The 24131-nt window shown below is 72.5% G+C and carries 23 protein-coding genes; 10 read left to right on the forward strand and 13 right to left on the reverse strand.

What is annotated here, in order from left to right; genetic code table 11:
- Window positions 1-91 precede the first annotated feature (91 nt).
- The 4 genes from ABD292_RS22740 to ABD292_RS22755 all read left to right on the forward strand — a co-directional run bounded on the left by ABD292_RS22740 (window position 92) and on the right by ABD292_RS22755 (window position 5509).
- On the forward strand, window positions 92-2296 hold the full coding sequence (locus ABD292_RS22740; protein WP_344210356.1) for an FdhF/YdeP family oxidoreductase: 2205 nt from the start codon (window positions 92-94) through the stop codon (window positions 2294-2296).
- The gene (fdhD, locus tag ABD292_RS22745; RefSeq protein ID WP_344210358.1) at window positions 2293-3135 is read left to right on the forward strand and encodes a formate dehydrogenase accessory sulfurtransferase FdhD; all 843 of its coding nucleotides are present in this window, start codon (window positions 2293-2295) and stop codon (window positions 3133-3135) included. Before ABD292_RS22740 ends, fdhD begins: the two co-directional genes overlap by 4 nt.
- Before the next feature lie 56 nt (window positions 3136-3191).
- A complete protein-coding gene (locus tag ABD292_RS22750; protein WP_344210361.1) occupies window positions 3192-4268 on the forward strand; it encodes an epoxide hydrolase family protein in 1077 nt (358 codons plus the stop codon).
- A 98-nt stretch (window positions 4269-4366) separates the two neighbouring features.
- Window positions 4367-5509 (forward strand): hypothetical protein, encoded by a 1143-nt coding sequence (locus ABD292_RS22755; RefSeq protein ID WP_344210363.1) that lies wholly within the window; start codon window positions 4367-4369, stop codon window positions 5507-5509.
- 11 nt (window positions 5510-5520) lie between these two features.
- Here the strand turns inward: ABD292_RS22755 and ABD292_RS22760 are convergent, their stop codons facing one another.
- From ABD292_RS22760 to ABD292_RS22770, 3 genes are all read right to left on the reverse strand, one after another.
- On the reverse strand, window positions 5521-8142 hold the full coding sequence (locus ABD292_RS22760; protein WP_344210365.1) for a phosphoenolpyruvate carboxylase: 2622 nt from the start codon (window positions 8140-8142) through the stop codon (window positions 5521-5523).
- A 68-nt stretch (window positions 8143-8210) separates the two neighbouring features.
- Window positions 8211-9785: a hypothetical protein gene (locus ABD292_RS22765; RefSeq protein ID WP_344210367.1), complete on the reverse strand. Its 1575-nt coding sequence runs from the start codon at window positions 9783-9785 to the stop codon at window positions 8211-8213.
- Window positions 9782-10642, reverse strand: coding sequence for an ABC transporter ATP-binding protein (locus tag ABD292_RS22770; protein WP_344210369.1), 861 nt, complete (start codon window positions 10640-10642; stop codon window positions 9782-9784). Before ABD292_RS22770 ends, ABD292_RS22765 begins: the two co-directional genes overlap by 4 nt.
- A 36-nt stretch (window positions 10643-10678) precedes the next feature.
- On the opposite strand from ABD292_RS22770, the gene ABD292_RS22775 reads away from it, so the two are divergent.
- Both ABD292_RS22775 and ABD292_RS22780 read left to right on the forward strand, forming a co-directional pair.
- Complete coding sequence (locus ABD292_RS22775; protein WP_344210371.1) at window positions 10679-12268, forward strand: acyl-CoA carboxylase subunit beta; 1590 nt, start codon at window positions 10679-10681, stop codon at window positions 12266-12268.
- 29 nt (window positions 12269-12297) lie between these two features.
- A complete protein-coding gene (locus ABD292_RS22780; protein WP_344210476.1) occupies window positions 12298-12477 on the forward strand; it encodes an acyl-CoA carboxylase subunit epsilon in 180 nt (59 codons plus the stop codon).
- 47 nt (window positions 12478-12524) lie between these two features.
- Here ABD292_RS22780 and ABD292_RS22785 read toward each other — a convergent pair whose 3' ends face one another.
- Window positions 12525-12749: a hypothetical protein gene (locus tag ABD292_RS22785; RefSeq protein ID WP_344210482.1), complete on the reverse strand. Its 225-nt coding sequence runs from the start codon at window positions 12747-12749 to the stop codon at window positions 12525-12527.
- Here ABD292_RS22785 and ABD292_RS22790 point away from each other — a divergent pair.
- From ABD292_RS22790 to ABD292_RS22805, 4 genes are all read left to right on the forward strand, one after another.
- Complete coding sequence (locus tag ABD292_RS22790; protein ID WP_344210478.1) at window positions 12675-13523, forward strand: NYN domain-containing protein; 849 nt, start codon at window positions 12675-12677, stop codon at window positions 13521-13523. The two genes, ABD292_RS22785 and ABD292_RS22790, sit on opposite strands and share 75 nt — an antisense overlap.
- Window positions 13524-13593: 70 nt before the next feature.
- The gene (locus ABD292_RS22795) at window positions 13594-15009 is read left to right on the forward strand and encodes an AlkA N-terminal domain-containing protein (protein ID WP_344210373.1); all 1416 of its coding nucleotides are present in this window, start codon (window positions 13594-13596) and stop codon (window positions 15007-15009) included.
- Window positions 15006-15512, forward strand: coding sequence for a methylated-DNA--[protein]-cysteine S-methyltransferase (locus tag ABD292_RS22800; protein ID WP_344210375.1), 507 nt, complete (start codon window positions 15006-15008; stop codon window positions 15510-15512). The genes ABD292_RS22795 and ABD292_RS22800 overlap by 4 nt, the downstream gene beginning before the upstream one ends.
- Window positions 15513-15549: 37 nt before the next feature.
- Window positions 15550-16461: a hypothetical protein gene (locus tag ABD292_RS22805; protein ID WP_344210377.1), complete on the forward strand. Its 912-nt coding sequence runs from the start codon at window positions 15550-15552 to the stop codon at window positions 16459-16461.
- 33 nt (window positions 16462-16494) lie between these two features.
- On the opposite strand, the gene ABD292_RS22810 is transcribed toward ABD292_RS22805, so the two are convergent.
- The 9 genes from ABD292_RS22810 to ABD292_RS22850 all read right to left on the reverse strand — a co-directional run bounded on the left by ABD292_RS22810 (window position 16495) and on the right by ABD292_RS22850 (window position 24128).
- Window positions 16495-17424 (reverse strand): hypothetical protein, encoded by a 930-nt coding sequence (locus tag ABD292_RS22810; RefSeq protein WP_344210379.1) that lies wholly within the window; start codon window positions 17422-17424, stop codon window positions 16495-16497.
- On the reverse strand, window positions 17421-18074 hold the full coding sequence (locus tag ABD292_RS22815) for a hypothetical protein (RefSeq protein WP_344210381.1): 654 nt from the start codon (window positions 18072-18074) through the stop codon (window positions 17421-17423). The genes ABD292_RS22810 and ABD292_RS22815 overlap by 4 nt, the downstream gene beginning before the upstream one ends.
- A complete protein-coding gene (locus tag ABD292_RS22820) occupies window positions 18071-20839 on the reverse strand; it encodes a BTAD domain-containing putative transcriptional regulator (RefSeq protein ID WP_344210383.1) in 2769 nt (922 codons plus the stop codon). Before ABD292_RS22820 ends, ABD292_RS22815 begins: the two co-directional genes overlap by 4 nt.
- An 80-nt stretch (window positions 20840-20919) precedes the next feature.
- Entirely contained in the window at window positions 20920-21321 is a 402-nt protein-coding gene (locus ABD292_RS22825) for an Rv3654c family TadE-like protein (RefSeq protein WP_344210385.1), read from the reverse strand.
- Complete coding sequence (locus tag ABD292_RS22830) at window positions 21318-21710, reverse strand: TadE/TadG family type IV pilus assembly protein (protein WP_344210387.1); 393 nt, start codon at window positions 21708-21710, stop codon at window positions 21318-21320. Before ABD292_RS22830 ends, ABD292_RS22825 begins: the two co-directional genes overlap by 4 nt.
- Complete coding sequence (locus tag ABD292_RS22835; protein ID WP_344210389.1) at window positions 21707-22165, reverse strand: TadE/TadG family type IV pilus assembly protein; 459 nt, start codon at window positions 22163-22165, stop codon at window positions 21707-21709. Before ABD292_RS22835 ends, ABD292_RS22830 begins: the two co-directional genes overlap by 4 nt.
- Window positions 22134-22367 carry a hypothetical protein gene (locus tag ABD292_RS22840; protein WP_344210391.1) on the reverse strand — a complete coding sequence of 78 codons (234 nt, stop codon included), beginning with the start codon at window positions 22365-22367 and terminating at the stop codon, window positions 22134-22136. The genes ABD292_RS22835 and ABD292_RS22840 overlap by 32 nt, the downstream gene beginning before the upstream one ends.
- On the reverse strand, window positions 22364-23287 hold the full coding sequence (locus ABD292_RS22845; RefSeq protein ID WP_344210394.1) for a type II secretion system F family protein: 924 nt from the start codon (window positions 23285-23287) through the stop codon (window positions 22364-22366). Before ABD292_RS22845 ends, ABD292_RS22840 begins: the two co-directional genes overlap by 4 nt.
- Entirely contained in the window at window positions 23280-24128 is an 849-nt protein-coding gene (locus ABD292_RS22850; RefSeq protein WP_344210397.1) for a type II secretion system F family protein, read from the reverse strand. Before ABD292_RS22850 ends, ABD292_RS22845 begins: the two co-directional genes overlap by 8 nt.
- Between the last annotated feature and the right edge of the window lie 3 nt (window positions 24129-24131).

Here is a 24131-nt window from a genome sequence, read left to right on the forward strand (position 1 = left end):
CGCCTGATGGCGTATCGCCTGCTCCTGCCCCGCTCCGCAGGAGTCCGATTCCTCCTCCGCCTGAAGGCGGGGGTCTCCTCGGAGGTATCTGATGAGCAAGCGTCTGGACCCCCGCAACTGGGCCTCGTGGCGGCCGTTCGGCCTGGGGCTGCGCAAGCCGAACAACTACCTGGAGCTGTGGAAGGCGTTCAAGTCGGTCAAGGGCAACAGACGCTACGCCTGGCGCATACTCAACCAGGGCACCTGCGACGGGTGCGCGCTCGGCACGCAGGGCATGCGCGACTGGACGATGGACGAGATCCATCTGTGCAACATCCGGCTGCGGCTGCTGCCGCTCAACACCATGCCCGCCCTGGACGTCTCGCTGCTGGGCGACGTCTCCGCGCTCGCCGGGCGGCGCAGCGCGGAGCTGCGGGAGCTGGGGCGGCTGCCGTACCCGATGCTGCGGCGGGCGGGCGAGCCCGGGCTCACCCGCGTGTCGTGGGACGAGGCGCTGCGCGTGGCGGCGGAGGGGCTGCGCGGCAAGCGGTCGGGCACCTACCTGACCAGCCGCGGCGTGCCCAACGAGAACTACTACGCGGCGCAGAAGGCGGTGCGCGCGCTCGGCAGCAACAACGTGGACAACGCCGCCCGCATCTGCCACTCGCCCTCGACGGTCGCGCTCAAGGAGACCATCGGCGCGGCGGCCACGACCTGCTCCTACACCGACTGGATCGGCTCGGACCTCATCGTCTTCGTCGGCTCGAACCCGTCCAACAACCAGCCGGTCGCGATGAAGTACCTCTATCACGCGAAGAAGGCCGGCACCCGGATCGCCATGGTCAACACCTACCGCGAGCCCGGGATGGAACGTTACTGGGTGCCGTCCAACGCCGAGTCCGCGGTGTTCGGCACGAAGATCACCGACGAGTTCTTCGGCGTGAACGTCGGCGGCGACATCGGCTTCCTCAACGGCGTGCTCAAGCACCTGGTGGAGAACGGCTGGGTGGACAAGGAGTTCGTGGACCGGCGGACGACCGGCTTCGAGGACGCCTGCCGGGCCGTCGCCGCCCAGTCGTGGGAGGAGCTGGAGGCGCTGTCCGGGGCCTCCAGGGACGACATGCTCCGCCTCGCGCGGCTGCTCGGCGAGGCCCGCTCGGCGGTGCTCGTGTGGTCGATGGGCATCACGCAGCACGCCTACGGCGAGGACAACGTGCGCGCGATCGTCAACCTGGCGCTCGCCCGCGGGTTCCTCGGCCGGGACAACTGCGGACTCATGCCGATTCGCGGGCACAGCGGGGTGCAGGGCGGGGCCGAGATGGGCGCGTACGCGACCGGCCTCCCCGGCGGCCTGCCCGTCACCCCGGAGAACGCGGCCCGGTTCACCGAGCTGTGGGGCTTCGAGGTGCCTGACTCCCCCGGACTGACCGCCACCGACATGATCGACGCCGCCCACCGGGGCGAGCTGGACGCGCTGATCTCCTCCGGCGGCAACTTCCTGGAGGTGCTGCCCGACCCGGCCTACTGCAGGGAGGCGCTGGAACGGCTGCCGCTCCGCGTCCACGTGGACATCGTGCTGTCGTCGCAGATGCTGGTGCCGGGCGCGGGCGACGTGCTGCTGCTGCCCGCCCAGACGCGCTACGAGATGGTCGGCGGCGTGACCGAGACCTCCACCGAGCGGCGGATCATCTTCTCGCCCGAGGTGGAGGGGCCGCGCGTCGGCGAGGCATGGCCGGAGTGGAAGATCTTCACCGAGCTGGCCTCCCGGGTGCGGCCCGAGATCGCCGACCGGGTCAGGTTCACCGGCACGCCGCAGATCCGGGACGAGATCGAACGGGCGGTGCCGTTCTACGCGGGCATCGCCGGCCTCGCCCGCTTCGGCGACAACGTGCAGTACGGCGGGCGGCACCTGTTCGCCGACGGCCGCTTCCAGACGCCCGACGGGCGCGGCCGGTTCTCCGCCGTGACGCTGCCCGCGCTGGAGCGGCCGGACGGCACGTTCATGGTGGCGACGCGGCGCGGCAAGCAGTTCAACAGCATGGTCCACGAGCGGCGCGACGGCTTCAACGGGGCGACGCGCGAGGCGGTGCTGATGAGCGCGTACGACGCCGACCGCCTCGGCCTGCCCGACGGCGCACGGGTCGAGCTGCGCTCGGGCGAGCGGACGTACGAGGGGAGGGTGCTGCGGGCCCCGCTGCAGCCCGGCAACCTCCAGATCCACTGGCCGGAGGGCAACGTGCTGCTGGACGAGAGCCGGCGCTCGCCGCAGGCGCGCATCCCCGACTACAACGCCCTCGTCACCGTGCGGGCGCTGTGAAGACCCGGCCCGGCCCCACGACCCGCGCCCGGATCCGCGAGCTCAACGGCTCGGCGGTCCGGGAGCGCCGCGACGACCTGGCCACCGAGGAGCCGCTGGAGATCCGGGTCACCGGGGCCGGCGGCGAGCAGCGGACTGTTGCGATCACCATGCGCACGCCTGGCCACGACTTCGAGCTGGCTGCCGGGTTCCTGCACGGCGAGGGGCTGGCCGGGCCGGGGGACATCGCGTCGATCGCGTACTGCACCGACGAGGACCTGCCGCCGGAGGCCCGCTACAACACCGTCACCGTGCGCCTGCGTGGCGCCGTCCCCGACCTGCCGGCGCTGGAGCGGCACTTCCTCACCTCCAGCGCGTGCGGCGTGTGCGGCTCGGCCGGCCTGGACGCCCTGCGCGACCGCTGCCGGCCGCTGCCGGAGGGCACGCTGCGGCTCACTCCCGGCGTCCTGTACGGCCTGCCGGACGCGCTGCGGCGCGGGCAGGGCGTGTTCGGCAAGACCGGCGGGCTGCACGCGGCCGGCCTGTTCACGGCGGCGGGCGAGCCGGTGGTGGTGCGCGAGGACGTGGGCCGCCACAACGCCGTGGACAAGCTGACCGGGTGGGCCGCGCTGAACGGGCGGCTGCCGCTGGCCGGGCACGTGCTCGTGGTGAGCGGCCGGACCAGCTACGAGATCATGCAGAAGGCGCTGGCCGCGGGCGTGCCGGTGGTGTGCGCGGTCTCGGCGCCGTCGTCGCTGGCGGTGGAGCTGGCCAGGGAGTTCGGGATGACGCTGGTCGGGTTCCTGCGGGGCGAGCGGTGCAACGTGTACGCGGGCGAGGAGCGCATTTTGGTGGAATGAATCATTCCGTTCTGCTACTCTTGGAACAGAACGAACCGTTCCGAGAGGATCTCGTCATGACGACCGTCACCCCCTTCCGCGTCGCCGTCCCGCAGGCCGACCTCGACGACCTCCAGGCCCGCCTCGCCCTCACCCGCTTCACCGACGAGATCCCCGGCGCCGACCAGGGCGTGGCCGTCGAGCGGGTGCGGCGCCTGGTCACCCGCTGGCGCGACGGGTTCGACTGGCGCGCGGTGGAGGACCGGCTGAACGCGTACCCGCAGTTCACGACCGAGATCGACGGGCAGGACATCCACTTCGTGCACGTACGCGCCGCCGACCCCGACGCCCTGCCGCTCCTGCTCACCCACGGCTGGCCCGGCTCGATCATGGAGTACCTCGACGCGATCGAGCCCCTGTCGCGCCACTTCCACCTGGTCATCCCGTCCCTGCCCGGCTACGGCTTCTCCGGCCCGACCAAGGAGCTCGGCTGGGACAACCAGCGCATCGCCCGCGCCTGGACCGAGCTGATGTCCCGGCTCGGCTACGACCGCTACGGCGCGGCCGGCAACGACGCCGGCTCGATGATCTCCCCCGAGGTCGGCAGGCTCGCCCCCGAGCGCGTGGTGGGCGTGCACGTGACGCAGGTGTACTCCTTCCCCTCCGGCGACCCGGCCGAGTTCGCCGGGCTGAGCGAGGAGGAGCAGGCGGGGCTCGCCGTGCTCGACTGGTTCTGGAAGGAGAAGGGCGCCTTCAACGTCCTGCACTCCCAGCAGCCGCAGACCCTCGCCCACGCCCTCGCCGACTCCCCCGGCGGGCTGGTCGGCTGGCTGGCCCAGCTCTTCGACGAGGACCTGGACGACGACTTCGTGCTCGCCAACGCCGCCATCTACTGGCTCACCGGCACCGCCGGCTCCGCCCTGCGGCTGTACTGGGAGAACGCCCGCATGGAGCAGCCGAAGGAGCCGACGACGGTGCCGCTCGCGCTGGCGATGGGCGAGGGCGACTTCAAGTCGATCCGCCGCTTCGCCGACCGCGACCACAGCCGCATCGTCTCCTGGCGTACGCTCCCCGCCCCCGCACGCGGCCACTACACCGCCCACACCGCCACGGAAGCACTCACCTCCGACATCATCGCCTTCTTCACCGGCTGAGTAACCGAACCGTCACCGACCGGGCACAGAAAGCTCCCTTCCCGCCCGGTCGGGCCGCCCTATCGTTGCCTCACGACCTGGCAAGGGGAGGGGAACCCATGGACGTTTCGCCAGGATTCATGTTCACGCGCGCCGACACCGGTCAGGCGCTGTTCCTCGACGCGGCCGCCGTGGCCGCGGTGCGCCAAGCGGCTCAGGAGATCCTCACCGCGCCGACGTCCGCCGGGGAGCCGCCCGATCCGGCCGGGCTCCAGGAGCTGATGGGCCTGCTCGACGATCCGGAGGACGGCCTCGCCGTTCCTCCCGGGATCGGATCCTGGATCGGGATCATCCGCGAGCGGGAGGGGATCAGGCGGAGCCTGCGCGAGCAGGGACGCCTGCGGGTCCGCTACCGCTGCCGGGTCTGCGACCTCACGCTGCTCGTCGACCCGGAGCGCGAGGCCAGGAAGGCCGCGGCGACGGACGCCGCCACGCTGTCACGGCAGGGTGCCGGCCTCGCCATGACCGCCGCCGCCTTCGACGACGACGACCCCGGCCAGGCCGCATTCCTCGCCGTCGTGCAGGCCGTCAAGGAAGGGCTCAAGGAGCGGGAGGCCAAGCAGCACGGCATGACCCGCGTCTGCACGGCGTGCGACAGCACCGACTTCGAGACGGTCGGCCTCACGGCCTTCTGCCCGGACTGCCGGGCGCCGCGCGCCGAGAGCCTCCTGCTGACCTGCCCGGACTGCGGCTACGACTTCCGCTCCCTGGCGGCGCAGGACGGCTGGCATAGCCTCGCCGAGGCCCGGCGGGCCCGCGACGTCGCGAGGCTTGGGGCGGCGGCGGCCGAGTTCGAGAAGGGCCTCCGGGACACCCAGCGCGACGCGCTCGCCGCCACCCTCACCGGCGACGAGGAGCTCGTCGCGATGTGCCGGTGCGCCCGGCCCGGCGAGTTCGGCCGTTATGTCGCGCTGCTGTTCACCTCGGCCCACCTCGCGTGGGTCCGCGAGAACTGGGTGTCGGAGACGACTTCGGGCCGGGTCCGCTGGGCCGACGTCACCGCCGTCGAGAACCCGGGGGCGGAGCTGAAGGCCGAGTTCGAGAGCGGGCTGAAGCTGAATGTCGCGAACGGCGACCCGGAGGTCTTCAACGACTTCCGCGGCAAGGGCGTGCGCTTCACCGACCTGGACGTCACCTTCGACGGCGAGGGCGTGCGGCGGCTCGCCCGCCTGTTACGGGGCGAGCCGCCTGAGGAGAGCTGAACCGCCGCGCGTCAGCCGGTGTTCTGGAGGCCGGCGGCGACGCCGTTGACCGACAGGAGCAGGAGGGTGGACAGTCGTTCGCGTTCGCGCTCCGACGGGTTCTCGGTGCGGAGCGCGCGCAGGGCGCGCAGTTGCAGGTGGGACAGCGCGTCTACGTACGGGTCGCGGAGCTGCACGGCGCGCGAGAGCACCTTGCGGTTCTCCAGCAGCCGGGCGTGGCCGGTCACGCGGAGCACCAGGTCGCGGGTGCGGTCGTACTCCTCCAGGACCTGCCGGGCGAAGTCCTCGCGCCCGCCGAGCGCCAGATAGCGCTTGGCGATCGAGCGGTCGGTCTTGGCCAGCGACATCTCGGCGTTGTCCAGCAGCGCGTTGAACAGCGGCCATTCGGCGTACGCCGCCCGCAGCTCGTCGAGCGAGTCCGCGGCGGCGAGGCCGGAGCCGAGGCCGTACCATCCGGGCAGGTTGACCCGGGTCTGCGCCCAGGCGAACACCCACGGGATGGCCCGCAGGTCGTCGAGGGAACGCGGCGCGCCGAGGCCGCGGCGGGCCGGGCGCGAGCCGAGCCGCAGCGTGCCGATCTCCTCCAGCGGGCTCACCAGGCCGAACCACTCGGGGAAGCCGGGCGCCTCGGTCAGCGCGCGGTAGGCCTGCTCCGAGGCCACCGCCACCCGCTCGGCGAGGCCGCGGAAGCGCTCGGCGGCGGCCGCCGTCGTGGCGCTCACCGTGGGCGAGGAGGCCAGCAGGACCGCGTTGGTGACCTGCTCCAGGTGGCGGCGGGCGATCGCGATGTGGCCGTAGCGGGCGAAGATGACCTCGCCCTGCTCGGTGACCTTGAACCGGCCCGCGACCGAGCCCGGCGCCTGGGCCAGCACCGCCCGGTTGGCCGGGCCGCCGCCACGGCCGAGCGCGCCGCCCCTGCCGTGGAACATGCGCAGCTTGACGTCGTGCTCGGCGGCCCAGGCGGTCAGCGCCTCCTGCGCCTCGTACAGGCGCAGGGTGGCCGCGGCCGGGCCGAGCTCCTTGGCCGAGTCGGAGTAGCCGAGCATGATCTCCATGCGCCGGCCGTTGTCGTCCAGCCTGCGCCGCATCTCGGGGATCTCCAGCATGCCGCTGAGCACGCGGGGCGAGTTGGCGAGGTCCTCGCCGGACTCGAACAGCGGCACCACGTCGAGCACCGGCGCGCCGTCGCCGGCCGCGTGCCTGGCCAGCTCGTAGACGGCGGCGATGTCGTCGGCCGAGCGGGTGAAGGACACGACGTAGCGGGAGCAGGCCGTGACGCCGAACCGCTCCTGGATCCAGGAGATCACCCGGATGGTGGCGAGGACCTCCTCGGTGCGCTCGGACAGCTCGCCGCCGGCCCGCAGCTCCTCAAGGGCGCTCGCGTGCACCTGCGAGTGCTGGCGCACCTCCAGCTCGGCCAGGTGGAAGCCGAACGTCTCCACCTGCCAGATGAGGTGCTGCAGCTCCCCGTACGCCTGCCGCGGCGTGGAGGCGGCCAGCGAGTCCTGCACCAGCCGCAGGTCCGCGAGCAGGTCGGCGGGCGAGCGGTAGGCCAGGTCGAGGTGGCGGCGCTGGGTGGCGGAGATGCGCGCGGCCACGTACAGCAGCCACTGCCGGTGCGGCTCGCGCGGCGAGCGGGTGGCCAGCTCGGAGACGATCTCCGGGTGCGCGGCCACGGCCGCCGCGAGCGCCCGCTTCAGCTCCGGCGAGCACGGCGTGAACTGGGCGGAGGCGGTCAGCGTGCGGCCGATGCGGGCGCAGGCGGTCTCCAGCGCGGCCAGCACGTGGTCGGACTGGATCTGGATGGTCTCGCGGGTGACCTTGGCCGTCACGTACGGGTTGCCGTCGCGGTCGCCGCCGATCCAGCTTCCGTACCGGATGAACGGCCTGGCCTGCGGCGGGCGGGTGCCGGTGTCCGGGTCGAGCGCGGCGTCGAGCGCGCGGTAGACCTGGGGCACCATGCGGAAGAGGGTCTCGTCGAAGGCGGCCATGGCGGTGCGCACCTCGTCGAGCGGGTCGAGCTTGCTGGAGCGGAGCTGGGCGGTGCGCCACAGCAGGTCGATCTCCTCCAGCAGGCGGCGCCGGCTCTCGGCGCGCTCGGTGGCCCCGCGACCCGGGGTGTTGTACTCGGTGAGCTGGTGGCTGACGCGCTGGATGGCGGTGACGACGGCCCGCCTGCGCGCCTCGGTCGGGTGCGCGGTGAGCACCGGGTGCAGCTCCAGGCCGGCCAGCAGCTCGGTCACCCGTTCGTGGCCCAGCTCCTGGACGGCCTGCGCCAGCGACTCGCGCTGGACCCTGCCCTCGGTGTCCCGCTCGCGCAGCGTGCGGATCCTGTAGTGCTCCTCGGCCAGGTTGGCCAGGTGGAAGTAGCAGGTGAAGGCGCGGGCCACCTCGACCGCCCGCTCGATCTCCCAACCGGCGACGATGGCGGTGATCTCGTCGGCCGAGACCTCGCCCCTGCGCGCCGCGATGACGGCCTTGCGCAACCGTTCGACGTCGGCCAGCAGGTCTTCGCCACCTTGCTCCGCGAGCACCTGACCGAGCAGTTTGCCGAGCAGCCGCACGTCGTGGCGCAGCTCGTCCGGCATCTCCGTCACGGCCGCGCTGCGACGTTCGAACCCCTGGTCAATCATGCTTCGAAGGGTAGCGAGTCGGTTTTCGCGACCGCAGACCGGTCTCACTTATTGGACTAGACCACTGGTCAGGACGCCTTGCCGACGGCCGCCATCAGCTCCGGCAGGCGGGCGAAGCCGATCCGCGCGGCGAGGCGGCGGCCGAGCACCTCGACGAGGAGCCCGTAGAAGGGGGCCGCCACGCTCACCCACAGCAGCCCGAACCCCAGCGGCACCAGGAACGGCAGCGACAGCAGCGCGATGCCGGCCATCGCCCCCATCGAGGACGCGAACGCCTGCCCGCCCTGCCCGGGTGCGGCGCCGCTGAAGGCGTTCATCCGCTCGGGCACCCCGTACGGCAGCACCACGCTGGTCACCGACCCGACGCCGAGCCCGATGCCGAGCGCGCCCCATCCGGCCAGCATCGCGGGCAGGATCGAGCCTGGCTGCCCGGTGAACAGCCCGGTGGCGACCGCGATCACGGCGAGCAGCGGCGTCGCGATGAGCACGTTGGCGAGGTGGCGGCCGGCGAGGTCGGTGCCGAGCCCGCGTTCGGAGCCGAACGTCACGGCGTTCATCCAGAGCGAGCGGCCGTCGAAGCCGAACGTGTTGCCCGACTGCAGGGCGATCATCAGCGCGCCGAACGCGGTGATGACGATGGGCAGCGCCGGTCCGCCCGGCCCGCCCTCGCCCGCGGTGCGGCCGAGCGAGAACGACAGGATGAGCGTGACGACGACGGCGCTGAACCAGCCCACGCGGAAGCGCGGCTCGCGCCTGATGTACTTCAGCTCCTTGCCCACGACGGCGGCGAGCGGCCCGTCGGGCAGCACCCGGTCGATCCAGCCGCTGTCCTTGCGGCGCACCGACGCCGCCTGCGTGGAGACGTCCGGCGTCACCAGCGCCCGGCTCAGCGCCTTGATCCACAGCCAGCCGATGGCCAGCGTGAGCAGCGCCAGGAGCACCAGCTCGCCCAGGCCGGTCAGTCCGCCGTCGGCGATCGCGTGCGCCGCCATGCCGGGCGGGGTCCAGCGCAGGACGCCGGCCAGCCCGTCAAGCAGCGCCCCGGGGTCGCCGAAGCCGCGGTTGAGCAGCAGGTTGGGCAGCTGCGCGAGCAGGACGACGAACAGGGCGGCCACGGCCAGCACGTCCCGGCCGCGCCGGGTGCGGAGCGCGCTGGACAGCGCCGTGGTGATCAGGCGCGAGGTCACCACGCAGAGCGCGAACTGCAGCAGCACGGCGGGCACGCCGAGCAGCACGCCGCCGATCCCCGAGGGCAGCGCGATGAGCGCCCCGGAGGTGACGGCGAGCATCGTGAGCGGCCACACGCCGGTGACGGACGCGGTGAACATGCCGATCGCGAGGCGGCGCGGCGGCAGCGGGAACAGCGCGAGCTTGGCGGGGTCGAGCGTGTCGTCCAGGCCGAAGGCCAGCAGCGGCACGATCATCCAGCCGAGCAGGAACAGGGCGAAGGCGACGATCACCAGGTTGACGGCGAGGTCGTGGGGCGCGAGCCGCAGCAGGCTCATCAGGAGGAAGCCGACCACGGCCGTGCCGAGCGCGACGACCGTGGTGAGCAGGAAGCCGAGCTTGCGCTGGAGGTCGCCGCGCAGGTTGCCGGCGAGCAGGCGCAGCTTCAGTCGCGCGAAGAGCGCCACCGTGCTCACGGCGCGTCCTTCCCGGGCTCATCGATGGGGGCGGGGGCAGGCGCGGGCGCGGGGGCAGGCGCGGGGGCAGACGCGGGGGCTCCGGCGGGTTCGCGGGCGCCGGCGCCGAGCCAGGACAGGGTGCCGCCGCGGGCGTGCCCGGTGCCGCCGACCAGCTCCAGGAACGCCTCGTTGAGCCGCCGCCCGCCACGGACCTGCTCCAGCGGCCCCTGCGCCACGATGTGCCCCTGGTTCATCACCGACACCCAGTCGCACAGCCGCTCGACGAGGTCCATCACGTGGCTGGAGAAGATGACGGTGGAGCCGGAGGCCGTGAAGCCGCGCAGCACCTCGGTGAGTGTGTTGGCGCTGACCGGGTCGACGCCCTCGAACGGCTCGTCCAGGAACAGCACCGACGGGTTGTGCAGCAGCGCCGCGGCCAGCCCGATCTTCTTGCGCATGCCGGTGGAGTAGTCGACGACGAGCTTGTCGGCGGCCCCGGTGAGGTCCATCACGGTGAGCAGCTCCTCCGCCCGCCGCTCGACCTCGGCCTTGGGGAGCCCGCGCAGCCGGCCGGAGTAGGTCAGCAGCTCCCGTCCGGACAGCCGCTCGAACAGCCGCAGCCCTTCGGGCAGCACGCCGATGCGGGCCTTGACCTCGACGGGGTCGCGCCAGACGTGGAAGCCGTCGATCTCGGCCGTGCCGCCGTCGGGGCGGAGCAGCCCGGTGATCATGCTGAGCGTGGTGGTCTTGCCCGCTCCGTTGGGGCCGACCAGGCCCGCGAAACTGCCGGCAGGGACCACGAGGTCGACCCCTGCCACCGCGATCTGCTGCCCGTACCTCTTGAACAGGCCGTGGGTCCGTACGGCATCCGTCATGGAGCCACTCTAGGAGGAGGTACTAGCCTTGCGCGCATGAGCGCTGCCGCCGAGTCGACACCGGAGAAGCCCGACATCCACACCACCGCCGGGAAGATCGCCGACCTGGAGCGGCGGCTGGACGAGGCGGTCCACGCCGGGTCGGCGGCCGCCGTCGACAAGCAGCACGCCAAGGGCAAGATGACCGCCAGGGAGCGGGTGCTGGCGCTGCTGGACGAGGGCTCGTTCGTGGAGTTCGACGCGTTCGCCCGGCACCGCTCGACGATGTTCGGCCTGGAGCAGCGGCGGCCGTACGGCGACGGCGTGATCGCCGGGCACGGCACGGTCGACGGCCGGCAGGTCTGCGTGTTCTCCCAGGACGTGACGGTCTTCGGCGGCTCGCTCGGCGAGGTGTACGGCGAGAAGATCGTCAAGGTCCTGGACCTGGCGCTCAAGACAGGCTGCCCGATCATCGGCATCAACGAGGGCGGCGGCGCGCGCATCCAGGAGGGCGTGGTGGCGCTCGGCCTGTACGCCGAGATCTTCAAGCGCAACGTGCACGCCTCCGGCGTGATCCCGCAGATCTCGCTCATCATGGGCGCGGCGGCCGGCGGGCACGTCTACTCCCCCGCGCTGACCGACTTCGTGGTGATGGTGGACCAGACCTCGCACATGTTCATCACCGGGCCCGACGTCATCAAGACGGTGACGGGCGAGGAGGTGACGTTCGAGGAGCTCGGCGGGGCGCACGCGCACAACACGAAGTCGGGCGTGGCCCACTACCAGGCGGCCGACGAGGACGACGCGCTCGACTACGTGCGGGCGCTGCTGTCGTACCTGCCGTCCAACAACCTGGACGACCCCCCGGCCTACCCGGCCGCCGCGGACCTCGATCCCGATCCCGAGCTGGACGAGCTGATCCCCGACTCGCCCAACCAGCCGTACGACATGCACCGGGTGATCGGGCGGGTGCTGGACGACGGGGAGTTCCTGGAGGTCCACGCGCGGTTCGCGCCGAACATCGTGGTCGGCTACGGGCGGGTGGACGGCCGGCCGGTGGGCGTGGTGGCCAACCAGCCCATGCATTTCGCAGGTTGTCTGGATATCAACGCATCCGAGAAAGCGGCACGCTTTATTCGAACATGTGATGCGTTCAATATTCCTATCCTGACTTTTGTGGATGTCCCGGGTTTCCTCCCAGGCACCGATCAGGAATGGAACGGAATCATCCGCCGCGGCGCCAAGCTCCTCTACGCCTACGCCGAGGCCACCGTCCCGCTGGTCACGGTGATCACCCGCAAGGCGTACGGCGGCGCGTACGACGTCATGGGGTCCAAGCACCTCGGCGCGGACGTCAACCTCGCCTGGCCCACCGCGCAGATCGCGGTCATGGGCGCGCAGGGCGCGGTCAACATCCTCTACCGGCGCGAGCTCGCCGCCGCCGAGAACCCCGACGACCAGCGCGCCAGGCTCGTCACCGAGTACGAGGACACGCTGGCCAACCCGTACATCGCGGCCGAACGCGGCTACGTGGACGCGGTGATCCGGCCGTCCGAAACCCGCCCCCAGGTCGTCCGGGCGCTGCGCGCGCTCCGCAACAAGCGCGCCACGCTCCCGCCCAAGAAGCATGGGAACATCCCGCTGTGACCCCGCCACCGGCATCCGGACTGCGCGTCGTGCGCGGCGACGCCACGCCCGAGGAGCTCGCCGCCCTGGTGATCGCGCTGGCCACCCGGCAGGCCCCGCGGGAGCCCGCTCCGCAGGCCCCGCCGCAAAGATGGCGAAACCCAGCTAGAGGTATGCGTAAGCCTGTCCTCCCAGGGAAGTCGGCATGGCGGATGAGCGCCCTGCCCTAGATAGATCCTGGGAATCGGGTGTCAAGTTCCCCGGGAGTTGGGACTATCTAGAGAAAGTAGGCGTATATAGTCAGCCGATCAACTAACACCGCGGCCTGGAGGACGACATGGCCATCCCAGACCTCATGCCGCATCCTGTGGCAGCCAAGTACGCAGTCCTGGTGGATGTCGGTTATCTCTACGCGGCGGCCGGTGAAGTGCTGCTGGGCGCGAAGGAACGCAAGGAATATCGGGTGGCCGCGGATGAGCTCATCCAGAGTCTGCAGAAACATGCAGAGGAACGTATTTCTGGCGAACTCTTGCGGATCTATTGGTATGACGCCGCCCGTGACCGCGTGCCCACCGTCGATCAGCGGGTCATCGCCCAGCTTCCCTGGGTCAAGGTAAGGCTTGGCAACCTCAACGCCCGTGGCCAGCAGAAAGGCGTGGACGCCCAGATCAGGAGCGATCTGGAGGCGCTGGCCAGGCACCACGCGGTCACCGACACCATCCTGCTGGCCGGCGATGAGGACATGGTCCCGGCGGTGGAGGCGGCGCAGGCGTACGGCGTACGCATCCACCTGTGGGGCGTCGAGCCTCCTTACGGCACCAACCAGGCCGAACGCCTGGTGTGGGAGTCCGACACCGTGGAAGTGATCTCCGCTGATTTCCTGAGGCCCTTTTTCAGCCGTGCTCCCCAGCCCGTGGCGGTCGCCCCGCCGGTCACGCCGTCGCCCGCCCAGGTCTTCGCCGGCCGCGCGCCGGTCAAGCCGCACGCCAAGCCCGGCCAGGTGGCCAAGCTCGGCCCGAGCCGCCCGCGCGTCGAGGACGTCGGCGAGCACGTGGCGCAGAAGTGGATCCTCACCCGTGGCCGCGACAACATCCGCGACCTGCTGCCGGGGCCGATCCTGCCGACCGTCATCGACACCGAGCTACTGATCGAGGCCGAGAAGGAGCTCGGGCACTCGCTGCGGCCGTTCCCCGAGGCGCGGGTGTGGCTGCGCGACGGGTTCTGGGCGCGCGTCTACCGGGAGTTCGACCTGGGGGTCGGCGTCTCCTCGAAGTAGCCGGACGTCGCGGACGATCAGGTCCGAAAACCGCCGGTCGCCGCCTTCTGGCAGCGCGTACCGTCGAAGTATGTCTCCACTGGAGCTCGACTTCGACTCCTGTTACCGGGCCGTCTCCGCCAGGGACGCCCGGTTCGACGGGCGCTTCTACACGGCGGTGACGACGACGCGCATCTACTGCCGTCCGATCTGCCCTGCGCGTACGCCCGCGTCCAGGAACGTACGTTTCTACCGGCACGCGGCCTCGGCGGAGGCGGCCGGGTTCCGGCCGTGCAAGCGCTGCCGTCCCGAGCTGTCGCCCGGCGACCCCGGCTGGGACCTGCGGGGCGACCTCGTGGGCCGGGCGCTGCGGCTCATCGACGACGGCGCGGCCGACGAGCGGGGCGTCGCCGGGCTGGCCAGGCGGCTGCACATCACCGAGCGGCACCTGCACCGGCTGTTCGTGGCCGAGCTGGGGGCCGGGCCGCTGGCGGTGGCGCGGACGAAGCGGCTGCTGCTGGCCAAGCAGCTGCTGACGGAGACCGTGCTGCCGATCACGGACGTGGCGTTCGCGGCCGGGTTCGGCAGCGTGCGGCAGTTCAACGCGACGATGCGGGAGACGTACGGGTTCACGCCGAGCGAGCTGCGCGCCACGGCGGGGGGACGTACGGTCGCCGTCGTGGCCGACTCCGGGGCCACTGGGCCTGCGCCGTTGCGGCTTCGGCTGCACCGGCGGGAGCCGTACGACGTGGACGCGGTCTTCGCGTTCCTCGCCGCGCGGGCGATCCCAGGGCTGGAGAGCGCGGACCGGACCTCGTACGCGCGGGCCGTGCCCGGCGGGACGATCACGCTCACGCCCCGGCCCGACCACGTGGCACTCGACGTGGCGGTGGCCGACACGCGGCAGCTCGCCCGCGTCGTGGCCCGCTGCCGCCGGCTGCTCGACCTGGACGCCGACCCCGAGGCGATCTCCGAGGCGCTCGGCAGGACCTCGCTCGGGCCGCTGGTCGCGGCCCGGCCCGGGCTGCGGGTGCCGGGGACGTTCGACGGGTTCGAGCTGGCCGTGCGGGCGGTGGTGGGGCAGCAGGTCTCGGTGGCCGGGGCCCGTACGCTGCTCGGCCGCATCGTCGCCCGCGCCGCCGCGCCCGGCGCCCTCTTCCCCGCCCCCGGCCACCTGCTGGAGACCGACCTCACCGGGCTCGGCCTCACCGGCCGCCGCATCGCCACGCTCAAGGAGCTGGCCTCCCGGATCACCGCGGGCCATCTCGACCTCGACGGCGGTCAAGACCCCGCCGAGGCAGTGGAGGCGCTGCTGGAGGTGCCCGGCATCGGCCCGTGGACCGCCGGCTACGTCGCGCTGCGGGCGCTGCGCGACCCCGACGCCTGGCCCGCGGGCGACCTGGTGCTCAGGAAGCGGATGGCCGCCCTGGACATCCCCGACGACGAAACCGAGCGGTGGCGGCCCTGGCGGGCCTACGCCGCACTGCATCTCTGGAGCTCATCATGATCGCTGCACAGCTCGTCCCGACCCCGATCGGCCCGCTCGCCCTGCTGGCCCGCGACAAGGTGCTGGTGGCGGCCGGGTTCACTGCCGACCCCGAGCAGATGTTCGCCCGGCTCACTCCCGAGCTGCGCGCGGAGGGGCTGGAGGTGGTGGACGACCTCGGGCCGGCCGTGGAGGCGGTGCGCGCGTACCTGGCGGGCGACTTCGCCGCGCTGGACGACGTACCCGTCGAGCAGCCCGGCTCCCCCACGCGCAAGCGGCTGCACGCGGCGCTGCGCGAGGTCCCGGCCGGCACCACGGTCTCGTACGCCGAGCTGGCCGAACGCGCCGGCCTGCCGCGTACGGCGGCCCGCGTGGCCGGCTCCGCCTGCGCCCAGAACCTCATCGCCCCGTTCGTGCCGTGCCACCGGGTCCTGCCGAGCTCGGGCGGCTACGGCGGCTACTACTACGGCGTCCCGGTCAAGGAGTGGCTGCTGGCGCATGAATCAGGACGAAACGCTAACTGAGTGTGATGAGTCGAATGCATTCGGTAATGTGTTCGGCATGTCCCCCACCCAGGAGCATGAGTTCCTGCTCGAACTAGTACGGAATCGCCCATCGCTGGTGGCCACGCTGCTCACCGAGATGGGCGTGCCGGTGCCCGCGTTCGACGAGGCCCGGCTCGAAAGCCCCGACTTCACCGACTGCGTCCCGACGGAATACCGCGCGGACTCGGTCGTGGTCCTGGCCGACGGCAAGCCGCTGTCCGGCATCGTGCTGGAGGTCCAGCGGGCGTATCGCGACGAGAAGACCTGGTCGTGGCCCGTCTACCTGGCCACGCTACGGGCTCGGCTCAAATGTCCGTGCACGCTGCTCGTCTTCTGCCCGGACACGCGGGTGGCGGCCAAGTGCGGCCGTCCCATCGACATGGGCCACCCGGGATGGTCCCTCCGGCCCATCGTCCTCGGGCCGGAGCAGGTTCCGATGATCACCGACCTCGAAAGGGCCGTCGCCGAGCCGGAGCTCACCGCTCTCTCCGCGATCGTGCACGGCCCGACCGAGGAGGGTTTCAAGGTCCTGCAGACATTCCACGATGCGCATGAGCACCTGCCCGAGGAGCTCAAAAGTTATTCTGACCTCGTGCTCTCGGTGCTGCCGGAGTTCGTCGTCGCCAAGTTCAAGGAGATCTCGATGGCCATGGACATCAACTACGAGCCCCGAAGCAAGCTGGTCCGTGAGTGGGTGGACCATGGCATCACCCAGGGGATCGAGCAAGGAATTACGCAAGGGGTCACGCAGGGGGAGGCCAAGGCCGTTCTGCGCATCCTCGAAAAGCGAGGGCTCGCCGTTCCCGAGGAGGCGCGGGAACGCATCCACACCTGCGAGGACCCGGAGCTCCTGCTCGCCTGGGTCGACAGAGCCCTCACCGTCACGAGCGTGGACGAGCTCTTCGAGGAGGCGGACGACGCGGAGTGAGTGGGGCGCGGCGCCCCACTCACCACCGTCTCGTCACTGAGGTCGGACGTTGCTCTGGATCTCGCCGACCGGGACGTCCCGGCTCGTGCCCACCTCGACGGGTGCGAACTGCACCGCCACGTCCCCCTGGACGGCGACCGGCCACACGGTGGTGACCGTGAGCGTGTACTTCTCCTGCGGCTGGTCCACCGACGAGCGCAGATAGCGCACGCCGCAGGAGAACGTGCCGCCCTTCACGTACGGCTTGCCCTGGGCGCCACAACCGCTCACGGTGACCTCGGCCCGGTCGTCGCCGGTGCCGGGGTCGATCTTGATTTCCTGGAGGGTGGCGACCACGGTCGCGCTCATGACCCCGGGGATCGTCGCCGTCACCGACCTGCGCGGCGCGCCGATGCCCTCCACCCACACCCAGGTCGGGAGGTTGACGTAGCTCTTGGCGTCGGGGCTCAGCCTGACCGTCGGCTCGGGCACGGTCAGCGCCGCCCGCGCGATCTCGGCCAGCTCCCGCACGGTGATCCCGGCCGGCGGCGTCTGCCCCGGCGGAACGAACACGAACGGGTCCAGCGCGCTGAAGCACGCCAGGCCCTTGGGGTCGGAGGAGTCGTACGCGGGCCCCCACCAGCGGCCGTCCTGCCCGATCCGCTCCTTGAACTGCTCCAGGAACTTCTCGAACTTCTCATCGGTCGCGTCCTTGGTGAACTTGAAGAAGAAGTCGCGCAGGCTCTCCTGCGTCTTCAGCATCTCCTCGGCCCCCTGGCCGGGCTCGTACCAGCAGGGCCGCTTGAGCACGTAGCCGTCGGACTTACCGCCCTTGGCGTCACCCGAGATGACGATCTTCGAGTGGGTGAGCACGACGCCCTTCGTCCGCCCCTCGTCGATCGTCCGGCCGGGATCCGGCCGCGGCGCCAGCCCTGCGGTGACGGCGAGCAGGCCCGCGACGGCCGCGGAAAGGAGGGGGTTCATGCGGGGCACCCTTTCAGGTCGGCGCGGACGTCCCTGATCCACCACACGTCGTCGTCGCCCCGATGCAGGGCCAGGGACTGGAGGTACGGAGTGTCGAGCCAGTCGGGGCGGGGCGAGATGGCTTTCCCGGTGCGTGCCGAGACGAACCGCATGCCCGTCTCGTCCACGCACATGTCGATCACCGCACCTTTGCCCGTCCTGGAGACGCGCAGGTCGTAGAGCCGGGCGACGCCGCGCACCGTCTGTTTCCTGTCGAGGAAGTACTTCACCCACTCGTACGCGGCCGGGGCGGCGGTGAGTTCAATGTCAATGTCCTGCAAGGGCCGATCGCTGCCGGCGACGATCGCCTTGCGCATGGCCACCATGTAAGAGGCGCCCACCTCTGCCAGCGGGTCCCGCTTCGCGGGCCAGTCGATCTCCATCCGGAACTTGCCGCCGCCCATGGTGACGGTCTCTTTGCCCTTCCCTGCGAGGGTCTCCTCCTCGGCGGGCTCCTCGCTGGTCCCCTCCTGGGGGGTTTCCGCAGGCTCCGCCGCGCGGGCGGTGCCGCTGCCGTCCGCCGAGGGCTCGGCCCCCGGCGAGTACGGCCGCTCCGGCTGGCCGCAGCCCGCCAGCACCAGTAAGACCAGCGCCATCGCTGCTCGTCTCATGCCGATGACTCCCTCACGACGTGGATGCGCCACGTGGGCAGCAGTTCTTCGATCAGCGCCTCGGTCTCCGGGGCGAGTGCGCCGCCGTACGGGTGCGAGGCGGCCCGCCGGGTCAGGCCCTCGACGACGGCCCGCAGCCGTACGCCGTCCTGGGTGGCGTGCGTGGCCCGCAGCAGGTCGCGCCAGAGCCCTTCGTCGTCGGCCGCGAGCAGCAGCGCCTGGCGGACCGCGGCGACCGCGGCGTCCGGCCGGTTCTGGGCGAGCCGGAGCTCGCAGAGCTGGTGGGCGGCGTCGGCCACCCCGGCGGCCACGTCGTACTCCAGGTCCTCGGCGGCCAGCCAGGCGTACCTGCCGGGCGGGCGACCGGCCAGCAGCGGGCCCCTGACCAGGCCGAGCGCCTTCTCCAGGAGGACGGGCCTGGCCATCGCGTCGCCGCGCGCCCGGCGGACCAGCTCGCGGAACAACATCCAATCCGTACGCACCTCCGGCCCCAGCCGCAGCCGCCCGGCCTCGTCCGTGAGCAGGTGGTCGGGCCCCAGCCACTCCGCGACCCGGGCGATCGTGGCGTCCCTGACCAGGTCCTGTACGCCGCGCGGCCACAACACGCCGCCGAGCACGACGGGGTGCACCCCGCCCGGATGCGTGGCCAGGTAGACCAGCATCTCGGCGGCCAGCGCCAGCCGGCCCTCCTCCAGCGGGCGCAGGCCCCGAACCTCGACCGGGCCGAGCAGGCGGATCTCGACGGCCGGCGCGTGCAGCCCGACCAGCGGCTCCGGCTCGGGGATCGGCTCGCCCTCCATGCGGCCCGCGGTGCGGAACAGCTCGACCAGCGCCCGGTAGTGGCGGCGGGGCAGGAGCTGGGCCTCCACCTCGAAGCCCAGCTCGGCGATGCGGGCCTTGCCGTCCTCGGTGATCTCCAGGGTCCAGGTGGCGTGCGGGATGTCGCCCGCGACGACGTACCCGGCGGTGTCCCTGCGGGCCAGCAGCGCCAGCCGGCGCGCTTCCTCGTGCGTGGGCGCGACCGCCGACAGCAGGTAGTGGGCCTCGCGCGGGCTGCCGGTGACCCGGCCGGTCAGCACCTGCTCGCGCGGCGTGGCGGCGGCCTCCAGCTCGGGCAGCACCTCGGCCAGGCCGCCGACGGCCCTGATCCGGTCGGGCGCGATGGCGGTCAGCTCCTCGCCGAACCCGACGAGCGTCACCCGCATGCGGTCGGACCAGCGGTTGGTGGCCAGCTCGACGGCGATCGCGGCGAGCGCGGCCGTGGTCTGCGGGCCGCGTACGTTGATGAGGCCCTGCGCCGCCTCCAGGTCCACGAGCACCCGGCCGCCCGCGTTGGCGCCGATGGACACGAGCCCCGGGTACGGCGCGCCGCCCGGCTGGTCCTCCAGCAGCCGGCCCTCGTGGGCGGGCAGCCGCCACACCTGGCCGCCGTCCTGGGCGGTCCAGGGCGCGGGCGGGTCGGGGTCGGGCGGGTGCACCCACAGGTCGAGCGTGCGCGCGGACAGGTGGGCGGCGTACACGGTGGGCGGGGTGCGGTGCCTGGCGGCCAGCTCGGCGCCGAGCAGCCGCAGGCCGATGTCGAGGATGCGGGCGCCCGGCGCGTCGGCGCCCAGCCGGAGCGCGACCTCGGCCTCGGCGGCGTCGCCGCGCGGGCGGGCGGTGCGGCGGCCGGGCAGCCGGTTCCACAGCTGCTCGCGGCGGCGGCGGGAGAGCACGAACAGCAGCCCGGCGGCGGCCAGCGAGGCGGGGGCGAGGTAGTCCATGAGCGCGCCGGACTGGGCCTCGCGCACCACCGGCTGCTCCCGCCGCTCCTGCTCGGGGAGGCGGCGGTCCTGCTCGGGGAGGCGGTGTTTGGCCCCGCCCCTGTTCTCGGCGCGGCGCTCGACGTCCTTCTTCTGCTCGGCTTTCTCCTCCGCCCGGTCGGCGCGTTGCTCGACGGAGCGGGGGACCTCCGCGCGGCCCGGATGGTCGCGCAGGGTCTGCTCGCGCGGCTGGCCGACGGGGACGGTGTGCGTGTGGCGGGCGTCGTCCGGCATGTCGAGCACCCAGCCGGGCCTGATCAGGTCGGCCATCCGCAGCCTGGAGCCGTCGGGCTGCTCCTTGGCCTGGTTGAGCCGGTAGATCTCGTGGTAGCGGCGGCCGTCGCCGAGGCACTTCTCCGCGATCTCCCACAGGCTCTCGTGGTGGCGCCCGTGCGGCGGCTGCACCACGTACACCTTCTTGGTCTGCTGGGTGTCGAGCGTGGCCTTCTCGACGATCGGCGCCGAGTACGCCACCGCCGTCATCGGCGGCGGGGCGGGCGCGGGCGCGAGCTTCACGATCGGCGCGACCATGGCCCCGGTGGTGAACAGCAGCAGCACGGCCCCGACGAGCTTGTTGGCGAGGGCCTGGGTGCCCCCGGACATGGGCACGCGGGCGGGCATGCCGACCCTGCGGACGCCGGCGTACACCTCGACGAGCACGCACACGAACAGCTGGAACCAGGCCAGCCACACGAGCAGGACCAGCACCGCCGTGATGGTGCTCGGCCCGGCCTGGCTGAGCAGCGTCCGCACGTCGAACTGCTCGGGGTCGATCGGCGGCCCGACGTACTTGAGCAGCGCGTACGGCACCCCGCCCACGAGCGCGACCAGCAGGACCAGCGCGCCGAGCCCGGCGAGCACGTCGCCGAGACCGCGCCTGGCGGGGCGGCGGGCGGGGCCGTGCCGCCCGTGGGCACGCCCGGCGGGGCGCCCGTGGGGCCGCGCTGGCTCTCGCGTCGGCATCGCCTCTCCTTTCGCCCGCTCAGCGTCGTGCCTCACGCGTTCCGCGTGCCACTGAGTGAAGCCATTCGGTCTAGCTCGCTTTATCTCGCTTGGGGCGCGGCCGTGGCCTCGCCGGTCATGTCCGATCCCGCGAAGCCGATCGCACCGAGGAAGAACGCCTGCCAGCGCACCGACACGCTCACCGTCACCTGCTCCTGCTGGACCTCGCAGCGGCCGGCGCGTACGCCCTCGCCCTGGGCCGCGACGATCTCGTCGGCCCGCGCGCACACGCGGTCCTCGCCGAGCAGCCGGGTCTCGCCGCTGGTGCGCAGCACGTCCTCGTCGATCTGGTCGGCGCCGGCCCGCGCGGCCTGCTCGGCCACGTCGGCGGCGCGCAGCCGGGCGTTGATCGCCCCGCCGCCGTCCACCAGCAGCCCCGCCAGCAGGAACGCGACCACCGAGAACAGCACGGTGAACACCGACATGGACCCCCGCTCGCTCACTCGACCCTCCTGAACTGCTCCAGGGGCACGACGGCGGTGCCGGTGAGCCGCTTGGCGCCGAACCCGGCGAAGCCGAGGTCGAGCTCGCAGGTGACGACGGCCTCCACCTGCCCGCCCTGCTCCCACGCGGAGCCGTCCAGCGACACGGCCGGCGACCCGCAGGGGCCGGTGAGCGTCGCCCGGGTGATGGCGTCGGCGGCCCCCTGGGCGTCGTCGAACGTACGCTGCACGGAGGCGGCGCGGGCGGCGTCCCTGGCCGCGCCGTTGACCCGGCCCTGCGACTCCACCAGCACCCCGGCCCCGGCCAGGAACAGCAGGAACAGCAGGAAGACCGGGGCCAGCATGACCGTCTCGACGGCCATGGACCCGCGCTCGCGATCGGCGCTCATTCGCAGTCCTCGCCCCCGTTGTCGGGGCGGAAGCACTCGACGGGCCCGCCGGCGGTCGCGCTGATCGTGAACGTCAGCGACGGCAGCAGCGGGATGACCTGTACGGCGCTGCCGGTCACGGTGACGAACCGCTCGTCGGGCTCCCTCTCGGAGGTCGTGGCGGTCGCACCGCCGAGCAGCCGCGGCCCGATCGCGCGGACGATCTCGGTGGCCTTGGCCGTGGCGGTGCCCTCCCAGCCGGCCGAGTCGATCGGCGCCGCCCTGGCCACGCGCGCCCCCTCCTGGGCGGCCGCCTCGGCGACCTGACGCGCGTGGAACCAGAGCGCCACCTGCACGATGAGCAGCGCCACCGCGAGAATGACCGGCATGAGCAGCGCCAGCTCGACCGCGCTGGCGCCACGCTCGCGGGCGCGGCGGCGCGGGCTACTGGTCGCCGCCACCGCCACCGCCGCCACCGCCGAAGCTCTGCTCGATCTGGCCCTGCTGCTGCTCGACGAGCGTCCTGATCAGCGTGGCCAGCCCGAGCGCGACGCCCGCGATGATGGCGGTGATGATCACCCACTCGACGGCGGAGGCGCCCCGGGTGGGGGCGGTCCTGGCCCGGTGGACGCGTACGGCGAGGCACGCACGGAGATAGACGATCCAGGGATGGTTCATGAGACCCCCAACATCTTCATCGCGGCGGGATAACTGAGAAAGATCACGAAACCGGCGCAGAGCAGGAGCTGGGCGACGAGCATCGACTGCGAGCGCTCGCCCGCGCGTCCCTCGATCTCGGCCAGCTCCCTGCGGCGCAGGGTGGCGGCCCTGGCCGTGAGGGACGAGCGGACCTTGGCGCCGTCGTCGGCCACCAGGCCGAGCGCCGCCGACAGGTCGCGCAGCTCGTCGACGTTGATCTCCTCGCCGAGCTGGCCGAGCGCCTGCCAGGGGGTGATGCCGACGATGCGCGCGCCGCTCAGCGCGTCGCGGATGCGGCCCATCGCCCAGTTGGGCTGCTCGCCGCTGACCGTGACCGCCATCATCAGCGCCTCGGGGACGCCGCGGCCGCCGGCCAGGTTCATGGAGACGAGGTCGAGGAACGCGCCGACCACGTGACGGAAGTCGCGCCTGCGCGCCGCGGCCTCCTTGCGGATCTGCAGGTCGGGCAGGAAGAAGAAGACGACCGCGGCCAGCACCGCCACCCAGAACGGGATGGCCGGCGAGCTGCCCCACCCCATGAGCACCAGCCAGCCGAGCAGCAGCGGGAACGCCAGCAGGCCGGCGGCGCCGAGGAGCGCCTTGGTCGCGAGGAACGCCTCGAAGGAACGGCCGAGCAGCGCCAGGTCCGACCGTACGGACCTGACCTCCCAGCCGCGGGCGGCGTAGAGCGCGGCCATGCGTACGCCGAGGTTGCGGCGGAACGCGCCGACCTCCTCCTCGGGCAGCAGGAGCTGGATGCGCGGCGCGCCGGCGTCCTCGCGCACGGCGTCCAGTGCGAGCAGCCGCGCCACCAGCCCGGGGCGGGCCGGGAAGATCGCGCGTACCAGTACGAACAGGCCGAGCCCCAGCGCGGCTCCGGCCAGCGCGCCCTCAACCATCGCCGCCCCTTCCCGTCAGCAGCCGCGTCGGCTTGTCGAACCCGGCGAGCCGGCGCATCCACGCGAACCCCGCGCCGAACAGCGCTGCGACGACCACCAGGACGGCCTGGCCGAGCGGGTCGTCGTACTCCTCGACGTAGTCGCCGTTGAACAGCACGAGGAGCGCGGCGAAGCCCAGCGCGGTGATCACCACGATCTGCACGCTGCGCCGGGTCGCGCGGCGCTCGGCCTCGACGCGGCGGCGCATGTCGAGCTCCTCGCGGGCCGAGACGGCGAGCGCGCCGAGCACGTCGCGCAGGCCGGGGCCGCGCAGCTTGGAGTTGAGTATGAGCGCGGCCACCACCAGGTCGGCCGAGGGGTCGTCGAGCTCGTCGGCGAACAGCGCGAGCGCCTCGGGCAGCGCCATCCTGGTGTGCAGCCGGTCGATCATGGCGCGCAGGTGCGGGCGGAGCGTCGGCGCGGCGGCCCTGATCGACGACGGGATCGCCTGCTCCAGCCCGGCCGCGCCGGCGATGGTGTCGCGCAGCGACTCGGTCCAGGCGGCGAGCCCTTCGAGGCGGCGCATGGCGGCCCGCTCCTCGGCCGCGCCGCCCGACAGCCCGCGCCAGGCGAACACCAGCAGCACGGTGCCCACCGCCGCGACCGGCCACCGGGTGATGAGCAGGACCAGCGAGGCGGCCACGGCGGCGACCGCGCCGCGCGTGGTCAGCATCCTGATCAGGTGGCGTTGCGGCTGGGGCGGGCGGGGGCGCATGCCGTACAGGGAGAGGACCAGCAGGAACAGGCCGCCGCCTGCCATGGCGCCGGCGAGCAGGGCGAACGGGTCCATGGTCAGGCCCATCGG

The sequence above is a fragment of the Nonomuraea bangladeshensis genome (assembly GCF_039529455.1).
Classification (GTDB): Bacteria; Actinomycetota; Actinomycetes; order Streptosporangiales; family Streptosporangiaceae; genus Nonomuraea; species Nonomuraea bangladeshensis.